Source organism: Brevibacillus sp. 1238, from assembly GCF_029892995.1.
GTDB lineage: Bacteria > Bacillota > Bacilli > Brevibacillales > Brevibacillaceae > Brevibacillus > Brevibacillus parabrevis.
This window is the reverse complement of record NZ_JARXWC010000002.1, coordinates 226,577-243,633: the sequence shown is the minus strand read 5'-3', so window position 1 is coordinate 243,633 and position 17,057 is coordinate 226,577. Positions and strand designations below refer to the sequence as shown.

16 protein-coding genes and 2 riboswitches are annotated in these 17,057 nt (G+C 53.0%); of the genes, 4 read left to right on the top strand and 12 right to left on the bottom strand.

What is annotated here, in order from left to right; genetic code table 11:
- Window positions 1-17: 17 nt before the first annotated feature.
- Window positions 18-458, bottom strand: a complete 441-nt coding sequence (gene aroQ, locus M2298_RS04965) for a type II 3-dehydroquinate dehydratase (RefSeq protein ID WP_122965824.1) — start codon at window positions 456-458, stop codon at window positions 18-20.
- Window positions 459-608: 150 nt separating this feature from the next.
- Window positions 609-1,124, bottom strand: a complete 516-nt coding sequence (locus M2298_RS04960; RefSeq protein ID WP_122965823.1) for a YqhR family membrane protein — start codon at window positions 1,122-1,124, stop codon at window positions 609-611.
- A gap of 134 nt (window positions 1,125-1,258) precedes the next feature.
- On the opposite strand from M2298_RS04960, the gene M2298_RS04955 reads away from it, so the two are divergent.
- Window positions 1,259-2,194, top strand: coding sequence for a DUF1385 domain-containing protein (locus M2298_RS04955; RefSeq protein WP_167470360.1), 936 nt, complete (start codon window positions 1,259-1,261; stop codon window positions 2,192-2,194).
- A gap of 35 nt (window positions 2,195-2,229) precedes the next feature.
- Window positions 2,230-2,583, top strand: coding sequence for a hypothetical protein (locus M2298_RS04950; protein WP_063226811.1), 354 nt, complete (start codon window positions 2,230-2,232; stop codon window positions 2,581-2,583).
- Window positions 2,584-2,638: 55 nt separating this feature from the next.
- On the opposite strand, the gene M2298_RS04945 is transcribed toward M2298_RS04950, so the two are convergent.
- The 3 genes from M2298_RS04945 to M2298_RS04935 all read right to left on the bottom strand — a co-directional run bounded on the left by M2298_RS04945 (window position 2,639) and on the right by M2298_RS04935 (window position 4,775).
- Window positions 2,639-3,568: a patatin-like phospholipase family protein gene (locus tag M2298_RS04945; RefSeq protein WP_173595762.1), complete on the bottom strand. Its 930-nt coding sequence runs from the start codon at window positions 3,566-3,568 to the stop codon at window positions 2,639-2,641.
- Between the two features lie 115 nt (window positions 3,569-3,683).
- On the bottom strand, window positions 3,684-4,112 hold the full coding sequence (mntR, locus tag M2298_RS04940; RefSeq protein ID WP_063226809.1) for a transcriptional regulator MntR: 429 nt from the start codon (window positions 4,110-4,112) through the stop codon (window positions 3,684-3,686).
- A gap of 96 nt (window positions 4,113-4,208) precedes the next feature.
- The gene (locus M2298_RS04935) at window positions 4,209-4,775 is read right to left on the bottom strand and encodes an NADPH-dependent FMN reductase (RefSeq protein WP_122965819.1); all 567 of its coding nucleotides are present in this window, start codon (window positions 4,773-4,775) and stop codon (window positions 4,209-4,211) included.
- A 159-nt stretch (window positions 4,776-4,934) separates the two neighbouring features.
- Here M2298_RS04935 and M2298_RS04930 point away from each other — a divergent pair, with 159 nt between their 5' ends.
- Entirely contained in the window at window positions 4,935-5,945 is a 1,011-nt protein-coding gene (locus M2298_RS04930; RefSeq protein ID WP_280648290.1) for a hypothetical protein, read from the top strand.
- Here M2298_RS04930 and M2298_RS04925 read toward each other — a convergent pair.
- Window positions 5,936-7,618, bottom strand: coding sequence for a PAS domain-containing sensor histidine kinase (locus M2298_RS04925; protein ID WP_280648289.1), 1,683 nt, complete (start codon window positions 7,616-7,618; stop codon window positions 5,936-5,938). The genes M2298_RS04930 and M2298_RS04925 overlap by 10 nt on opposite strands.
- 359 nt (window positions 7,619-7,977) lie before the next feature.
- Entirely contained in the window at window positions 7,978-9,306 is a 1,329-nt protein-coding gene (locus M2298_RS04920; protein WP_280648288.1) for a M28 family peptidase, read from the bottom strand.
- A gap of 353 nt (window positions 9,307-9,659) precedes the next feature.
- Between M2298_RS04920 and dat the strand changes: the two genes are divergently transcribed.
- Window positions 9,660-10,511 (top strand): D-amino-acid transaminase, encoded by an 852-nt coding sequence (gene dat, locus M2298_RS04915; protein ID WP_122965815.1) that lies wholly within the window; start codon window positions 9,660-9,662, stop codon window positions 10,509-10,511.
- Window positions 10,512-10,604: 93 nt separating this feature from the next.
- Here the strand turns inward: dat and M2298_RS04910 are convergent, their stop codons facing one another.
- The 5 genes from M2298_RS04910 to gcvT form a co-directional block, all read right to left on the bottom strand.
- Window positions 10,605-11,435, bottom strand: a complete 831-nt coding sequence (locus M2298_RS04910) for a lipoate--protein ligase family protein (protein ID WP_063226803.1) — start codon at window positions 11,433-11,435, stop codon at window positions 10,605-10,607.
- A gap of 76 nt (window positions 11,436-11,511) precedes the next feature.
- Complete coding sequence (locus tag M2298_RS04905) at window positions 11,512-12,585, bottom strand: undecaprenyldiphospho-muramoylpentapeptide beta-N-acetylglucosaminyltransferase (RefSeq protein WP_280648287.1); 1,074 nt, start codon at window positions 12,583-12,585, stop codon at window positions 11,512-11,514.
- Between the two features lie 107 nt (window positions 12,586-12,692).
- On the bottom strand, window positions 12,693-14,162 hold the full coding sequence (gcvPB, locus tag M2298_RS04900; protein WP_122965813.1) for an aminomethyl-transferring glycine dehydrogenase subunit GcvPB: 1,470 nt from the start codon (window positions 14,160-14,162) through the stop codon (window positions 12,693-12,695).
- Complete coding sequence (gcvPA, locus tag M2298_RS04895) at window positions 14,155-15,507, bottom strand: aminomethyl-transferring glycine dehydrogenase subunit GcvPA (protein ID WP_173595756.1); 1,353 nt, start codon at window positions 15,505-15,507, stop codon at window positions 14,155-14,157. The genes gcvPB and gcvPA overlap by 8 nt, the downstream gene beginning before the upstream one ends.
- A gap of 46 nt (window positions 15,508-15,553) precedes the next feature.
- On the bottom strand, window positions 15,554-16,654 hold the full coding sequence (gene gcvT / locus M2298_RS04890) for a glycine cleavage system aminomethyltransferase GcvT (RefSeq protein ID WP_122965811.1): 1,101 nt from the start codon (window positions 16,652-16,654) through the stop codon (window positions 15,554-15,556).
- A 91-nt stretch (window positions 16,655-16,745) separates the two neighbouring features.
- Window positions 16,746-16,862: riboswitch (glycine riboswitch) on the bottom strand.
- Window positions 16,863-16,959, bottom strand: a riboswitch (glycine riboswitch).
- Window positions 16,960-17,057: the final 98 nt, after the last annotated feature.

Below are 17,057 nucleotides of genomic sequence, written 5' to 3'. Positions count from 1 at the left end.
TTCGCTTTGCCAAACCGTTATTTGTTCTCGATTTTGCGGACGAGCGCCCGCAGCGCCCATTCGTATCCGTCCATGCCCAAACCGACTACTTGCCCAATCGTAACGGGTGCAATCACGGAATGGTGACGAAATTCCTCGCGCGTATGAATGTTGGAAATATGTATTTCAATGGTCGGGATTGCCACGCCTGCCAGAGCATCGCGGATCGCATAGCTGTAGTGCGTGAAAGCGCCGGGATTGATCAAAATGCCGTCGTGCACGCCTCTCGCCTGATGAATCGCGTCGATCAGAGCGCCCTCGTGATTGGACTGGAAATGTTCAAGCTTGCCCCCCAGCTCATCCATGACAGAAGTCAGCTTCGCGACGAGATCTTCCAGCGTTTCCCTTCCGTATACGTCAGGCTCCCTCGTTCCCAGCAAGTTGAGATTGGGGCCATTCAAAAGCAAAACGGAAGCCATTGTCTTCCCTCCCCGTCTGTTTTCGCAAAAAGTTTTTTTACTAATGAAACATTTTACCACAAGCCTCTCCTTGTACAACAGTAGGCGACAAAAATCGGCCAACATTTCGAATCTTGCAAACGGCAGATGCAGAGGGGACAACCCGGTCCCCTATCGCTCTTTGTCTTTGCCGCCCCACTGCTCTTCGTCGGATTGTTCCAGGACAAGCGTCATGCCAATGAACAATCCATAGGACAAGTACCAGGCTCCTTCTGTACTAAGCGTGCCTACTTCCCAATTCCCGATGCGAAAGAAGAATCCTGCAATCGCAAGCAAAATCGCACCGTAGAGCAGGCCGATCCACCATGCCCGCATCTGGCCGAACAAGAGGGAGAACAAAAAGCTTGCCAGGATCGTCTCCACGAACAGAACAATCGCTCCCAAGGAGTTGCCCATCAGGCTATTCTCCTCGTATCCGCTGAGCAAAGGCCGGGCAAAAGCACCCAGTCCGTACGGAGTCAAATTCAAAAAGTGGGCGAGCATGCGGATCACCCCCCACAAAATCGTGCCCCAAAAAGCAAGCTCGACGATTTTGCTGACGGAAGCCGCCTTTCGCTCCGCCGTTCCCCGCTCTCTCGGCTTGCCCAACAGCTCTTTGTTTCTTCGCGTGGCTTTGCCTGCTACCATACCTATCACCTCACAGATAGTATGTGCTGTTCCCATGTTTTTCACTAACTGTTTACATTTCTTGGCACAGCATGAACTCCTTGTAGCTTCAAGGCTCGCTTTCCGTTAAAATGGAGGGTAAGGAAGGTGATAGTGTGGCTCAACAAAACGTACCCAGCTACGGCGGTCAGGCCGTCATCGAAGGTGTTATGTTCGGCGGCAAATCGATGACTGTAACAGCTGTTCGCAAAAAAAATCATGAAATTGAGTATTTTGAAGCACCGCGTACGGAATATAAATGGATTACCCCACTGAAAAAAATTCCGTTCATTCGCGGGCTGGTCGGCCTGATCGAAGCCAGCGCCAACGGGGCCAAACATCTGAACTTCGCCTCGGAGCGGTTCAACATGGAATCCGGCGAAGAAGTCAGTGAAGGTCCTTCCAAGCTGACGATGATTCTGGGGGTCGCCCTGGTCGGTGTACTCTCTTTCTTGTTCGGTAAATTTGTGTTTACCCTCGTTCCCGTATTTCTCGCCGATTTTCTCCTGGGAAAATGGGTGCCGGATGGGGTGCCCCAAACTTTGGCGGAAGGCGGCTTCAAAATCATTTTGCTGCTCGGCTACATCACTGCCATCGCGAAGGCTCCCCTGATCAAAAGACTCTTTCAATATCACGGAGCGGAGCATAAAGTGATTAACGCCTTCGAAGCCGGGGTAGAATTAACAGTAGCCAATGTGCAAAAATTTTCCACCTTGCATTATCGTTGCGGTAGCAGTTTTCTCATTTTCACCGTGTTTGTCGGCGTTGTGATCTACTCCCTGTTCAGCTACGACTCCTTGACCGAGCGTGTTGTGCAGCGGATCGTCCTGTTGCCGCTGGTCATCGGGGTCTCCTATGAAGTCTTGCAATGGACAAACAAGCTCCGTGATACTCCTGTGTTACGCTACCTTGGCTATCCAGGTCTCTGGCTGCAAAAAATCACAACGCGTGAACCGGATGACAGCCAGGTCGAAGTAGCCATCGCTTCTTTCCAGAAGATGCGGGAGCTGGACCTTCAGCATGTTCAAGGGAAAATGGCTACGACCGGATAACGTGAGGCATTCTTATTCCCATTGAGGTGAGGCCTATGTTACGTCGCATACCACCCGTGATTTTGATTATTGTGCTGCTCGCCATTTACGGATTTTTATTGACGCTCATCAGTGATCCGATCAATACGCTGATCATCTTGGGATTGTCTGTGGCGCTGTTTTTGATCGTACGCAACTATTTGCGCACGGGCTCCTTTTTTTCGAAAAGTCCTGGACCTGGCAAGCCAAAGCAACAAAAGGTGAAACCAAAACCTCCGGTGATGCGACAAGCGCACAAAAAGCAACCGACGGCCTCCAGAAAAGATCACCCGTTCCGCGTGATCGATGGCAACAAAGGCAAAACAAAAGAAAAGCAGAACGAGAACTCGCCAAACAATATGTCCCATTAAAAGAAAAACAGGTCGCCGCTGCTGGCAACCTGTTTTTTCGTTTTGCTCCTCTTCGCTACACCAGATGCTTGGGAGAGGAAATGCGGAATACTTTGACATATTCTTCGAAGTCCCAGCGTTGCAAAAACTGTTGGGCTGCGGCTTCCCCGGACGCGTACAGCTTCTCCCGCATTTCCTTGGAAAGCTGAAACTGTGTCGTCCGAACGCCGAGCGTATGAATGAAAACGGTCCGTACCGCCTGTGCTTTTTCGACGTAAAGCCTGTCATGGGCGTCGAGCATCGTGGCAAGCAAGCCGCGCGAAAACGAAAACAGCCCGGTAATTTTTTTCGTCTCCCGCTTGCTCTGATCGTCGGAAAGCCGAAAGCCGATGGTCGGCCATTGCGGTATCCCGGGGACGTCAAACAGCCAGATCGGATAATTGCTCAGCAAAGCTCCGTCGACAATATAGTGGGTGTCGTTGCCGCTTTTCAGTTGGGCAGGCTGAAAGAAAAAAGGAATCGACGAAGACATGCGGACTGCTCTTGCCACAGAAAAGCTGTCCGGGTCAATCCCGTAGCGAGTAAGGTCGTCAGGCAGCACCGTCATTTTCCCCGAGGTCACGTCAGAAGCGACGATTTTCAGCCTGCCCGGAGCCAAATCGCCAAATGTACGCACATTTTTGCGCCTTAGCAAGTCTTCAATGAACAGCTCCATTCTGTCTGCGCGATAGACGCCTTCCCGCACGATCAGTTCGTGGATCGGCCCGATGAGCGGCAGTCTGCCAATCCCCGCCCGATGCAAAAAGTGCAGATAGTCCAGCTCGTCAAAAATCGGCTTCAGCTCATGGCTCGTATACCCTGCGCTGAGCAGAGCGGCTACGATCGAGCCTGCCGAAGTGCCCGCCAGCTTTTCCCACGTATAGCCGTTTTCCTCCATGACCCGCAAGGCTCCGATAAAAGCGATTCCCTTCACACCACCGCCTTCAAAAACCGCGTCCGCTTTCACCCTGTCGCCCCCCTTCACTAAAATATAAGGCGACAGCTTTTCCCATACGATTAAAAAACGTCATTTTCACCAAAAAAGAAAAGCGCAAGCCATGTCAGCCTGCGCGCTCGGAGACTTATTCTTCTTTTTGCTCATCTTCCAACCGGATGCGACGGAGATCCTCCATCCGGCTCGGTTCTTGTTGAAAATATTGAACAAGATATTCCAAACATGTAATCGATTCCCAGCTCAAATGATGTTCGATTCCCTCGACATCTTGATAAATATGTTCTTCGTCAACGCCGATGACCCGCATGAACTCTTCCAGCAGGCTGTGGCGATCCACCAAACGCTTCCCGATCTTTTTCCCTTTTGGCGTCAACACAAGGCCACGGTATTTTTCATAAACGAGATATTTGTCTTTGTCCAGCTTCTGAACCATTTTCGTGACCGAAGAGGGATGTACTTCCAACGCTTCAGCAATATCGGAGACACGAGCATAGCCCTTTTCTTCAATTAAGCTGTAAATACGTTCCAAATAGTCTTCCATACTCGGCGTCGGCATGTGAACCCCTCATTTCAAACCATATTTCTTCCGGCCAAAAAAGGCACGTAGAAATATAATACCTTTAAATGAGAACGATTAGCAAGAGAAACCTGTCTATTGTGGCTGTTTTTCTGTTTCGCGGTTCATCATTTGGACAAATTGCACCAGTTGCTGTCCGAGCGCTTCCATCCGGGCTTGCAACCGTTCATCTTTCAGTTTGCCCTCTGGCGTAAACGCATTGTAAGCGCTCGGAATGCTCGGACTTGCTGGCAACGGCCACGCATGCAAATTGCGCATGATCAACTGGAGCGTATTGACCGTGTTCGTCGCTCCCATGCTGCCCCCGGCAACACCGATGAGAGCCACTTGCTTATCGCGCAGATGGCGCCCTTCCAAAAAGTCGATCGCATTTTTCAATGCTCCGGTAATCGTGCCGTGGTATTCAGGCGAACCGATCACAAGTCCATCCGCCTCGGAAATTTTTTGTACGAAACGATGGACGATTTCCGGATAAGTCGTCGCGTCTTCCCGGTCGTCGTAAATCGGCAAGCTCCAGTCTGCCAGATGAATCATTTCAATATCAGCACCTGCAGCCTTCGCTGCATCGAGAACAATCGCTACCGCTTGCTTCGTTGTCGAGTTGTTGCTATTCATGCTTCCCGCTATTCCTACAATTTTCATCTTGGAGTCACCTCATGCAATCTGCTTAACTGGTTTATTTTTCATTATAATCCACATCGTCATACTTTGTAAATGAATAAGTATGTTTAATATTCCCGGTTCTGAACAAGCCTTGCTTGGACATACACATGTAGCAAGTTGGGAATAAGGATGATGCCTATGGACAAAGTCGCTTGGCAAATCGCCATTCTGTTTGCAGGGTCCGCGCTGGGAGGACACTATCTGGGCGGTTATGAGTGGCTCCGTTTCTTTACCTATTTTGGCTCCTGGGGCACGGTCGGCATCGCCCTCGCAGGCATTGGAATCGGGTGGATCTGCCTCCAGCTGCTGAATTATTGCCATCGCCATCAAGTCGGTTCGCTCTATGAGCTGTACCTGTTCTTATTCGGAGAAGCTTTTGCTTCCAGCCTGTCGATGATTACCCATCTTTTTTTGCTGGCATACGTGGGTGTCATGCTCGGTCAGCAGTCGGCCCAGCTCATCCCAGGGCTGTCGTCTGTCTGGTTCGTCTTATTGTCTCTCATCGTGACGATCAGCTTCCTCTTCAAGCGTTGGCAATGGATTGTAACGGGGTCAGGCATTTGTTTAGGCGCAGGTCTGCTGTTTTTCGCCCTGCTTTTCCTCCGCCAACCCCATGTCCCTATCCCTGGCCTCGGCTACCAAATGAACGGAAGCTGGGTGATTCACGCCGTTTTTTTCCTCGCGCTGCATCTCTTGCTTGCGCTTGTCGTCTTGCTGCCCGTAGCGGGACGAACCGATCAGCCGAATGCCGTTCGTCTGGGCGTCGGCATCGGAACGGGGATCACCTTGTTATTTTTGCTGCTCGGTCAAGCGATTTTCCTGTCTCACTGGCATGATATTCATACTTCACTCTCGCCTGTGCAATTGATATCGTCCCGATTGCTGCCCGCTGGCAACTGGCTTTTCGCGATTTTGGTCCTGATTCAGGGTGGCGTGCTTTCCGCCTTGCTCCTGCACTCACTCGCCTTGCCTGTGACCCTGCGCCATCAGCTGCAAATGCCACCGCTTCTGTTCGTGATGCTGCTTTTGGTCGGGGTGTTCGCCCTGCTGCCGCTTTTTTTGCCCTGGAGCGTCTCTGTCGTGGCAAGCGGAGCTACTTACTGCGGCTTGTTTTTGATTGGCTGGTTTATTTGGAAACGTCAGACCTGATGGGCGCTTGGCACACATACGGGAAGCAAAATGTTCACCGTCGTTCCCTTGCCCTTTTCGCTTTCGATCTGTAGACTTCCGCCGTGATCCTCCAAAATGCGCTGGCTGACCATCAGGCCGAGGCCCGTTCCGTTTTCTTTCGTCGTATAAAAAGGCTCTCCCAGGCGCGGGATTCGCTCCGGATCAATCCCGCAGCCGTTGTCCTGGATGCTGACCTGAATGTGCTCCTCACTGATCCGCCGACTCTGAACGTAGATCTCGCCGCCATCGGGGAGCGCTTCCATCGCATTTTTGCAAATGTTGAGCAGCACTTGCTTGATCTGGTTTTCTTCGCAAGCGATTGGCGGCATCGCTTTTTCAGTCGAAGCGTACATCTGGATATTTTTTAAGTTCGCCTGGCTTTCCAAAAGGGACAGGACGTTGTGGATCATCACCGACAAGTCTTTTTGCTGAAAGCTCACCGCTTGCGGCTTCGCCAACACCAGCAGCTCGCTGACAATCAGATTGATCCGGTCCAGCTCGGACAGCATGATTTGGCAGTAGTTGCGTTGCACGCCTGTTATGGAAGCATTCAACAGCTGGATGAACCCGCGCAGCGATGTCAGCGGATTGCGAATTTCATGCGCGATTCCCGCCGCCAGCTGACCGATCGCAGACAGCTTGTCCGATTGGCGCAACAGCTCTTTCGTTTTCGTAATCTCGGACACATCACGCGAGACGATCAACATGCTGTCCACCACTCCATCGCTGTTGCTGATCGGCTTGAAGCGCGACTCGACGTTGACCCAGTGCCCCTGGCTATGCCGCAGCCGATAAATCCCGCTCGCCTCTTCTTCCTTTCGCCAGCTCAGCCGGAACAGATCGCTGACCTTTTTTTGGTCTTCCGGATGAATGATCTTGTCGATGACGGCTAGCCCCATCCCGATCATGTCCTCGCTGGAGTACCCCAAAAATGTCGTGTGCGCGTGAGAGACATACGCAACCGTCCCATCCCGCTTTACGAGGTATATCATTTCGGTCATGTTTTCGGTGATCAGACGGAAATGAGCCTGGCTGTCTTGCAGAGCCTGCTCCATCCGCTTTCGCTCTGTTATGTCACGGGAGCAACAAATGATCCCTTTGACCTTCCCTGCTTTGTCCAAAACAGGGCCGTATGACAGCGATACGTGCATCAGCGAGCCGCTTTGATGGACGCGAACCGTCTCGTAGCCGACGATGGACTTCCCGTTCAGCACTTCGCTGTGGCACCGCTCCATTTCTGCGATATGCTCCTGCGGCACGCAAGGAATGGCATTGCCCAGCAAATCAGACGCGCTGTAGCCGAATTGTTCGACTGACGCCTTGTTCACATGAATGAATTTCCCGTCCCGACCCACGATCGAAACAGCGTCTGGAGTTTGTTGCAGCAAGGCATCAAGCAGCTCCTTCGTCTCATCCAGCTCGATTCTCATTCGCGTGATTTCTTCCTGCTTCCGGCTATCCTTTTCCCTCATCTGGCTGTACATGCGATAGAACTGGAGTACAAGCATAAGCGCATACAGCAGGTTCAACAAGCAGAACGACCACACATTGATTTTATTGGGGTACAGGTAGAGCAAAAAGACACTGAGTGGAATCCAACCGATGATGAGAGTTAAGGAAAGGGCGAAATGACTTGAGCCTATTGGTATCATCACAACCTCCGCTGTTCTTTGCTGAATATTTGCTGTGTAGGATGGATCATCGTAACTAGCATGGATTGGATTGAATATAATTTTCAGAAATATGTAACTGCAACAATATACAATGGACGAAATTTTTTAGGATTCTTAAAAATTATAAACTTTTTTCCAATGGGTGGCTATGACTTGTTATTCCACATTTTTCGACAAATTCGCAAAATCCCCCGCTGATCGAAAAAAGTTTGCCGGGAGTTTTTGCGAGGGCGATGGCGAGAATCGTCTGCACACAAAAGGCGCCCCGTGTCTTTTCCTGGACGCCCTGCGTTTGCCTTCGTTTTTACGATGCGCTCGCAACCAAGCCTCAACCAAGCCTATTGAAGATCTTCTCCCGCTTCCTGCTGTCTGCCCGTTTGCACGGACTGACGCGGTTCGGCAGGAGCAGTAGAGTCGGTCAGGCTGCCGACCACAGATGAAATGACTTTCGCCGCTTGCGCAAGCTGCTCTTTTTGAATCTGGACAAGCCCGTCCTTCGCTTCCTCCTGCGCTGGCAGACGTGTAAGCAAGACCGCCGGAATCCCTGTCCCGGCAAGCAATTGCAGCTCTTTTCGCTGACTCGCGCCCACTTGCTCCAATGCGCTTGCTTGCACTCCGGCTTGCGTGAACACGCTGCCTGTCTGTGTGGAGGTCGATTGTGCAGGCACTGCGGTCAGTTGACCGTCCCTGCCCACTGCATCCACATATATGGCAGCCACGATCTTCGCCTTGTCTTTTGCCGCAAGTGAATCAAAAAATGCCTGTCCGCCCCGTTCCCCGGCTGTCTCCGCTCCCAAACTGACCAGCTTCACCTGCGCATCCAAGCGGCTCTCGGCCAGTTGGCGCGCCACTTCAAGCAAGACGGCTACGCCGGATGCGTTGTCATTGGCTCCTGCGGACGATGCGGTCGAGTCATGATTCGCCAGGAGGAGTACCTGCCGCTCCGTGTTTGCAGCTGTCGTTTTGTTCGTCGCGATGAAATTATAGGACGTATGTCTGCTCGTCTGGCTTCCGTCTACCTTCACGGTTGCGCGCAGCGGCTGCTGATCCCGCAAACGCTCTTGCAGCAGGCTGCCGTCCGCCTGTGACAAGCCGATGACCGGAACGGACATGTCCAGCGGCTCGCCCAGTGTCGCCTTCCACTCCCCCTCGCGATCGTTCCAGATGATCGCCGCTACCACTCCTGCTGCCGCTGCCTGTCTGACCTTTTCGCCAAACGGAATTTCTCCCCGCTTGATCAGCGCGATTTTCCCTCTCGCCGCTCCATTGGCAAAATCATTGGCGCGTCCGTAGCCGACATCGACTATGTCCGCTGTTGCCGTCCCGTTCTGGGCAAAAGTCAATCCTTTGATCGCCCAGCTGCGCTTCCAGTCGTCGATCGCAAGCGACAAGACCGTTGGGCGTTTGTATGTATGGTAATAAAAAGGCTGGAGTTCTGTCTCATAGCCATAGGCGCGCCACAGATTCTCCACGTATACCCCTGCTGCGAACTCCGACTCGGTCGCAGGCGGTCTCGCTGCTTTCGCCAAGCGCTCTACATGGCTGTACAACAGCTCTGCATCTGTCTGAACCTGATTCGCATATGCCTGTTGCGAAGAGAAGGGCAAGGACAGCAAACTCCCGCAAACAAGCAGTGCTCCTAGTGCGCAATAACCAACGGATCGCATGACGTTCTCCCCTCTCCCTGGCGCTCTTTGCTTTTATTATGGACAGACTGCTCCATAAGCGTCTAGTCAGAATAGTTAGTCAAATACCAGCACGCGCCGTCAGCGGCGGACAGCTTTCGTTCTCCTTCTGCCCAAATCTGCCTGGACATGCACAGCGACACGAGGAACTCGTCGATTTGTCGGAAAGGAGACGCCCATTTAAAAAGTTAATAGATGAACGCTTCTCCTTGCTAAATTATTGATAGCGGAAATCCGCTTTTCAAATTGACCCTGAGAGGTACGATTTGCTAATGTTGAATCAAATAAAAAACCGTTGGAAAAAAGCGGCTGGAATCAGTAGAGGAGGACTCACCATGCTTTATGTAGATGGCAAATGGGTGGAAGAGGGGCAAGCAGCGGTTCATCCGGAAGATCGCGGATACAACTTCGGGGACGGCATCTATGAAGTCGTACGAATCTATAAAGGGCGCATGTATCAATGGGACGCCCACTTGACCCGCCTGTTCCGCAGCGCGCGGGAAATCAAGCTGGAGCTGCCGTGGAGCCTGGAATCACTGACCGATTTGGCTCAAGAGCTGATGGCGAAAAACAACATTACCGACCAGGACGATGCCACCTTGTACTTGCAAATCTCTCGCGGCGCCGCTCCTCGCGTCCACGACATCCCAAGTGCCATCACTCCGGTCATCATGGCTTTCGTGCGCCCCAAGGCTCGGCCAGTCGACGATTTGAAAAAGGGTTGGACCGCTTCCCTAGTAGAAGACATTCGCTGGCTGCGCTGTGATATCAAGACTCTCAATCTATTGGGAGCCGTCCTCGTCAAACAGTACGCCAAGGACAAAGGCGCACAGGACTCGATTTTGCACCGCGACGGGATCATTACCGAATGCAGTTCGTCCAATCTTTTCGCGGTAAAAGACGGCGCGCTGTACACGCATCCGGCTGATCACCTGATCCTGCACGGCATCACCCGTCAGGTCGTCATCGATCTGGCCCAGGCAAACGGCATCGCTGTTCACGAAAAGCCGTTTGACATCGCCTTCCTCAAACAAGCGGATGAGTTGTTCCTCACCAGCACGACCGCAGAGATCATGCCGCTGATCTCCGTCGATGGCGAAGCGGTAGGCAACGGTCAGCCAGGTTCGGTTACGTCCAGGCTGCAAGCTTTGTTTGAACAGCACATTCACGACAGCGTACTCGTCTAACCGTACGGAACGGATGAAAAACGAAAAAGCTCACCAGCGATTGTTCACACTGGCGAGCTTTTTTCTGTACGTTTGTCACCTGTCGGCTATCGTCTATCGGCGCAAGTTCCATTCGTCTGTCGCATAACGGGTGGCGGCGAGTTCCTCTGCCAGCGCCCGCTCTTCGTCTGTCAGTGCGGACGGCACCAGTTCGACGTCGAGACCGGAGGCAAAGCCTTTGGAAAATGCCTCGATCGCTTCTTGCAAGCTGACAGGACGCGGGCTTACTTCGTTAATCGTCACCGCTTTTTGGCGGAAGCTGTCCATCATCCGCTGTTTGACGCGATCCGACGGGAAATGCAGCAGCGAGAACAGCAAATCGACGTCCATATCGAGCAAGATCGAGCCGTGCTGGAGGATGACTCCCTTCTGACGCGTTTGCGCACTGCCCGCTACCTTTTTGCCTTCGACGACCAGCTCATACCACGATGGCGAGTCAAAGCAAGCAGACGAGCCTGGCGAGTTGTACTTTTCTTTTTCCTCCTCGCTGGCAAGCGACACCATCTCTGCGGCAAGCCCCAGGTTCTGGAAGCCGTGCAGCAATCCGAGGCTGATGATTTTGTAAGCCTCTGTCACGCCAGACGGCATCCGCGGATGATCTTCGGACACGATCACACTGTACGTCAGCTCCTGATCGTGGAGAACGGCGCGTCCGCCTGTTGCCCGGCGCACAAAGCCAAGTCCGCGCCGCTGTACTTCCTCCAGATTGATTTCCTTGATCGCCTTTTGAAAATATCCAATCGACAAAGTAGCCGGGTCCCACGTATAAAAACGAACGGTCGGCGGTACCTTGCCTTCGCTGTGCAGTTGCAAAATCGCTTCGTCTACAGCCATATTCATCGCCGGAGACATCGGCTCCGTTACGACATAGCGCCACTGTTCCATATGTATGTACCTCCTTCTCACAACGATTTCATTGTACGCTTCTCCCAAAAGGGCGGCAAGACTTGGATGCGCTGTTTCAATGAGCCGCTTCCTCGATGATCGCGACGACTTGCGCCAAGGCGTCTTTTGGTTTTCCGATCGCGACGCGCTGCTTTTCCGCGATGGCGCTTCGCTTTTCGGCAAGGCTTTTCAACGCTTGCAAAAAGCTCGCCTCGTTCAGCGCCTCTTCCTGCAAGACGGCACAAAAGCCTTGCTGCTCAAATGAGCGTGCGTTCAACAGCTGATCTCCCCTGCTGGCTGCAAGAGACAACGGCACAAGCAGCATCGGCTTTTGCAGTTCGAGAAACTCGTAAATCGCATTGGAACCCGCGCGCGAGACGACCAAATCCGTCATCGCCAAAAGGTCGGGAAGCTCCTCCTGGACGTACTCGAACTGCTTGTAGCCTTTCCTTTGCAAGCTTTCGTCCCGTTGGTTTTTGCCGCAAATATGTACGATGGAATACTGTTTGAGCAGCTCATCGAGCGTTCCCCTGATCACTTCGTTCAAACGTTTTGCCCCGAGACTCCCGCCCATGACGAGCAGCACAGGCTTCCCCGGAGAAAAATCACACAGGGCCAGCCCTTGCTCTTTTCGGCCTTTTTTCAGTTCCTCGCGCACGATGGCTCCCACGTGCGTTCCCTTGCCTGCTGGCAGATGCTTCAATGTATCAGGAAAAGTCACGCATACTTTGTCGGCAAAAGGCAGCGACAGGCGATTGGCCAGTCCTGGCGTCAAATCAGACTCGTGCAGGACGACAGGCAGCCGATTCAGCCAGGCGCCGAACACAACCGGGACGGAGACGAAGCCGCCCTTGGAAAAGATTACGTTCGGCTTCCAGTCAGCGAGGAAGCGGTACGCCTGCCAAGCCCCTTTGCTCACACGCAGCGGGTCCGTGAAGTTTTTCCAAGCAAAATATCGGCGCAGCTTGCCTGTAGCAATCCCGATGTAGCGCACGCCGTCCAGCTTCTCGACCAGCTCCCGCTCAATCCCCTCTGTCGAGCCGATGTAGGCCACCTCCCAGCCCCGCTGCAAAAAATGCGGGATGAGGGCGAGGTTGAGCGTGACGTGCCCGGCAGACCCGCCGCCAGTAAATACTATCCGTTTGCTCATGTTTGTCTTCTCTCCCCGAAAGTCGGATCAACCCCATCTGTTCATGATAGCATCATTCGGAAAGAAAAACCGCCCTGTAAAAAGGCGGCTTTTCCCAAAGAGAGTTATTAAGCTTGTGGCTGATAGCGCAGGATCGGCTTGCGCGCCGCAGTCGCTTCATCCAGACGTTTTACCACGGTCGTGTGCGGAGCTTCCTGTACAAGCTCAGGTGTTTCTTCACACTCGCGGGCAATTTGCAGCATGACGTCGATGAACTCGTCGAGCGTTTCTTTTGTCTCGGTTTCAGTCGGCTCGATCATCAGGCACTCATCGACAATCAGCGGGAAGTAGATCGTTGGCGGATGGTAGCCGAAGTCGAGCAAACGTTTTGCGATATCCAGCGTGCGCACGCCGAGTTTCTTTTGGTTCACGCCAGACAAGACAAATTCGTGCTTGCAGACGCGGTCAAACGGCAGGTTGTACGCCGTAGCGAGACGACGCATCATGTAGTTGGCGCTGAGCACCGCATTTTGCGAAACTTGCAGCAAACCTTCTGGACCCATCGTGCGGATGTAGCTGTAAGCGCGAACGAGAATGCCGAAGTTTCCGTTGTAGCCTTTTACGCGGCCGATCGATTCCGGACGGTTGCTGTCCCAGTAGAAGCTGCCGTCTTCTTTTTTCGCCACGATTGGCGTTGGCAAAAATGGTTCGAGAACCTTTTTCACGCCGACTGGTCCAGCACCTGGGCCGCCGCCGCCGTGTGGTCCGGTAAATGTTTTGTGCAAGTTGAGATGCACGACGTCAAAGCCCATGTCGCCTGGACGGGCAATGCCGAGGATCGCATTCGCATTGGCTCCATCGTAGTACAGCAAGCCGCCTGCTTCGTGGACGATTTTCGCCATCTCGACGATGTCTTCCTCGAACAGACCGAGTGTGTTCGGGTTGGTCAGCATGAGCGCTGCCGTGTCAGAGCCAACCGCATCGCGCAGAGCTTGAATGTCTACCAGACCGCGCTCGTCAGAAGCAATCGTAACGGTATCCAGACCTGCTACAGCCGCAGACGCCGGGTTTGTACCGTGCGCGGAGTTCGGCACGATTACTTTTGTACGGTGAGCTTCTCCACGGCTTTCATGGTAAGCGCGGATCATCATCAGACCCGTCCACTCGCCTGCCGCTCCGGCAGCCGGTTGCAGGGTAACGGCGTCCATTCCGGTGATTTCAGCCAGTTCTTCTTGCAGGTTGTACAAAAGCTCCAGTGCGCCTTGTACAGTTTCTTCCGGCTGGTACGGGTGAGTTTGCGCGAAGCCGGCATAGCGAGCCACGTCTTCGTTGATTTTCGGATTGTATTTCATCGTGCAAGAACCGAGCGGGTAGAAGCCGTTGTCTACCCCGTGGTTGCGACGGGACAACTCGGTGTAGTGGCGAACGAGTTGCAGCTCGGATACCTCTGGCAATTCAGCAGGGGTTTCACGAATGAGGTGCTTTGGCAAAAGGCTTGCGACCTCTACTTCCGGTACATCCAATGCCGGCAGATTGTAGCCCACACGGCCCGGTTTGCTCATTTCAAAAATCAGTGCTTTCTCCTGGTCGTTACGCACGTGTGATCGCCTCCAATTCAGCCGCCAATGTGTCGATTTCTTCCTTGGTCCGAAGCTCGGTTACTGCGAGCAAGGTGTGGCCTGCAAATTCTGGGTAATCCAGCCCCAGATCGTAGCCGCCGATGATTCCTGCCTGGAGCAGTTGCTTGTTGGCTTCTGCTACTGGCTTGGACAGCTTGACCACGAACTCGTTGAAGAACGGGGAAGTAAAGACGACTTCCAGCCCTTTGGCTTGCAGGGCTTGCTTCGCGTAATGCGCCTTTTGCAGGTTCATCATCGCCATTTCCTGTACGCCTTGTTTTCCGAGTCCAGTCAGGGTGATCGCAGCCGCCAGTGCCAACAGCGCCTGGTTGGAGCAAATGTTCGAAGTCGCTTTTTCACGACGGATATGCTGTTCACGAGCTTGCAGCGTCAGTACGAAACCGCGCTTGCCGTTCTCGTCTTTCGTTTGCCCGACGATGCGTCCTGGCATTTTGCGCATCAGCTTGCTCGTCGTCGCAAAATATCCGCAGTGCGGTCCGCCAAACGATGCCGGGATACCGAACGGTTGCATGTCGCCTACTACGATGTCAGCGCCCAGTTTGCCTGGCGCTTCCAATACGCCCAGTGCAAGCGGGTTGGAAGAAACGACGAACAGGGCGCCTTTGCCATGAGCAATCGGCTCAACTGCTGCCAAGTCTTCCACGTTTCCGAAGAAGTTAGGATATTGCACGATCACAGCCGCTGTGTTTTCGTCAATCAGCGCTTCCAGAGCTTGTGTGTCGGTTACGCCATCGCTGTTGATGCCGACTTCAACCAGCTCTACGCCTTGACCGTACGCGTATGTTTTCAGAACGCCGCGCGCTTCCGGATGCACAGCGCGGGAAACGATGACGCGCTTTTTGCCAGTGTGACCAGCCGCCATCATAGCCGCTTCTGCCAAGGAAGTCGCTCCGTCGTACATGGAGGAGTTCGCTACTTCCATTCCTGTCAGTTCACACACCATTGTCTGAAATTCAAAAATTGCTTGCAGCTCGCCTTGGCTGATTTCAGGCTGGTAAGGCGTATAAGCCGTGAAAAATTCTCCGCGGAGCAGCATGTGGTTGACTGTGCTTGGCGCATAGTGCTGATAAACGCCAGCACCCAAAAAGTTGACGTGTGTGCTGAAGTTGACGTTTTTGTTAGCCAGGCGAGTGAAGTATTTGACCAGATCAGGCTCGGACAGAGCTTCTGGAATGTTCAGCGCACCTTTGAAACGCACCTCTTCCGGAATGTCTGCAAACAGTTCTTCTACACTGGAAATGCCCAGAGTTTCGAGCATTTCGCGCTTGTCCTGATCAGTTTGGGGCAGGTAGCGGTATTTCACGAACGTTGTCCTCCTCAAATAGGATGTATTGTGGGCTTATGCTTGGTTATTTCGCACGTTTATAAAAAGGAGCGGCAACAACAACAGCTTTCAGTCGTTTTCCGCGAATTTCCACTTCAACCTCTGTGCCAATCGCCGTGTGCTCGCTTTTGACCAGGGCCAGACCAACGTTTTTCTTCAAGGTCGGGGATTGTGTCCCTGTGGTCACTTCTCCTACCAGCTCTTCTCCGACATAGACCGGATAGTGCGTGCGCGGAATGCCGCGATCGATCATCTCGATCCCTACCAGCTTGCGAGGCGCGCCGTTTTCTTTTTGCGCTTTCAACACCTCTTGGCCGATGAACGGCACTGCTTTATCTACCTTCACCGCGAAACCGATACCCGCTTCGATCGGTGTAATGTCCTTGCTCAGTTCCTGACCGTACAGTGGCAGCTTGGCTTCAAAGCGCAGCGTGTCACGCGCACCCAGTCCGCAAGCAACCAGACCGTCTTCTTTGCCTGCTTCAAGCAGGGCGTCCCACAGCTCTGCCGCACGATCCGCAGCCAGGTAAATCTCGAAGCCATCTTCGCCCGTGTAGCCTGTACGGGATACCAATGCCGGAATACCGCTAACCTCTACATCGCGCTCAAAACGGAAAAAGCCGATTTGGGACAGATCCGTTTGAGTCAGCTTTTGCAAAATCGATTCAGCCAAAGGCCCCTGGATCGCAATCTGCGCCGTTTGCGGCGAGATATTTTCGATCGTGACGCCCGGAATCAGGTGCTCCTGCAGCCATGCATAGTCTTTGTCAATATTGCCAGCGTTGATGACAAGCAGGTAATGGTCGTCTGCGTATTTGTAAACGAGCAAATCGTCGACCGTACCGCCGTCCGGGTAGCAAAGCACGCTGTATTGAGCTTGTCCCACTGCCAGCTTGGAAACGTCGTTGGTTGTCACGCGCTGCAAGTATTCGAGCGCGCTCTCGCCTTTTACGTCCACCTCTCCCATGTGGGATACATCAAACAAACCTGCTTTCGTGCGAACAGCTTCATGCTCCTGACCAATGCTGGAAAACTGTACAGGCAGCTCCCAACCGCCGAAGTCGATTGTTTTGGCGCCGTATTTTGCATAGGAATCAAACAGTGGCGTTCTTTTCAGATTGGACATGTGTGGCACCTCCTAAAGGCAGATAGTCGGCATTTTTCCCCATGAAAAAACAGAGGCGAAAAAACGGGTACACCAAAAGAAAGGTGCCCATTTCTCCTCCTCTGTCCTTGGTACCTGAGAGTTACCTTGCCAATCAAGCTCGGCGGGGATCACCGGGCTTGCAAGTTTCCCCTTTGGTGGCTCGACATGCGAGCTCTCTCCAGAGTTGCGTCCAGTAGAGGTTCTTTTGCCTGAGAGATTCACCGTTACCGGCTTGCTCCTTCGGCGCTGCAGTGGTTCACGCAGTCTCTCCCTGCTACTATCATTCGCGTTGGTTAGATGGTCATACATAAGTTTTTGCTATGATTTCCATACTAATGAACGAACTTCCTCTATATCCTACCATGAGAGTCGACAGTTGAAA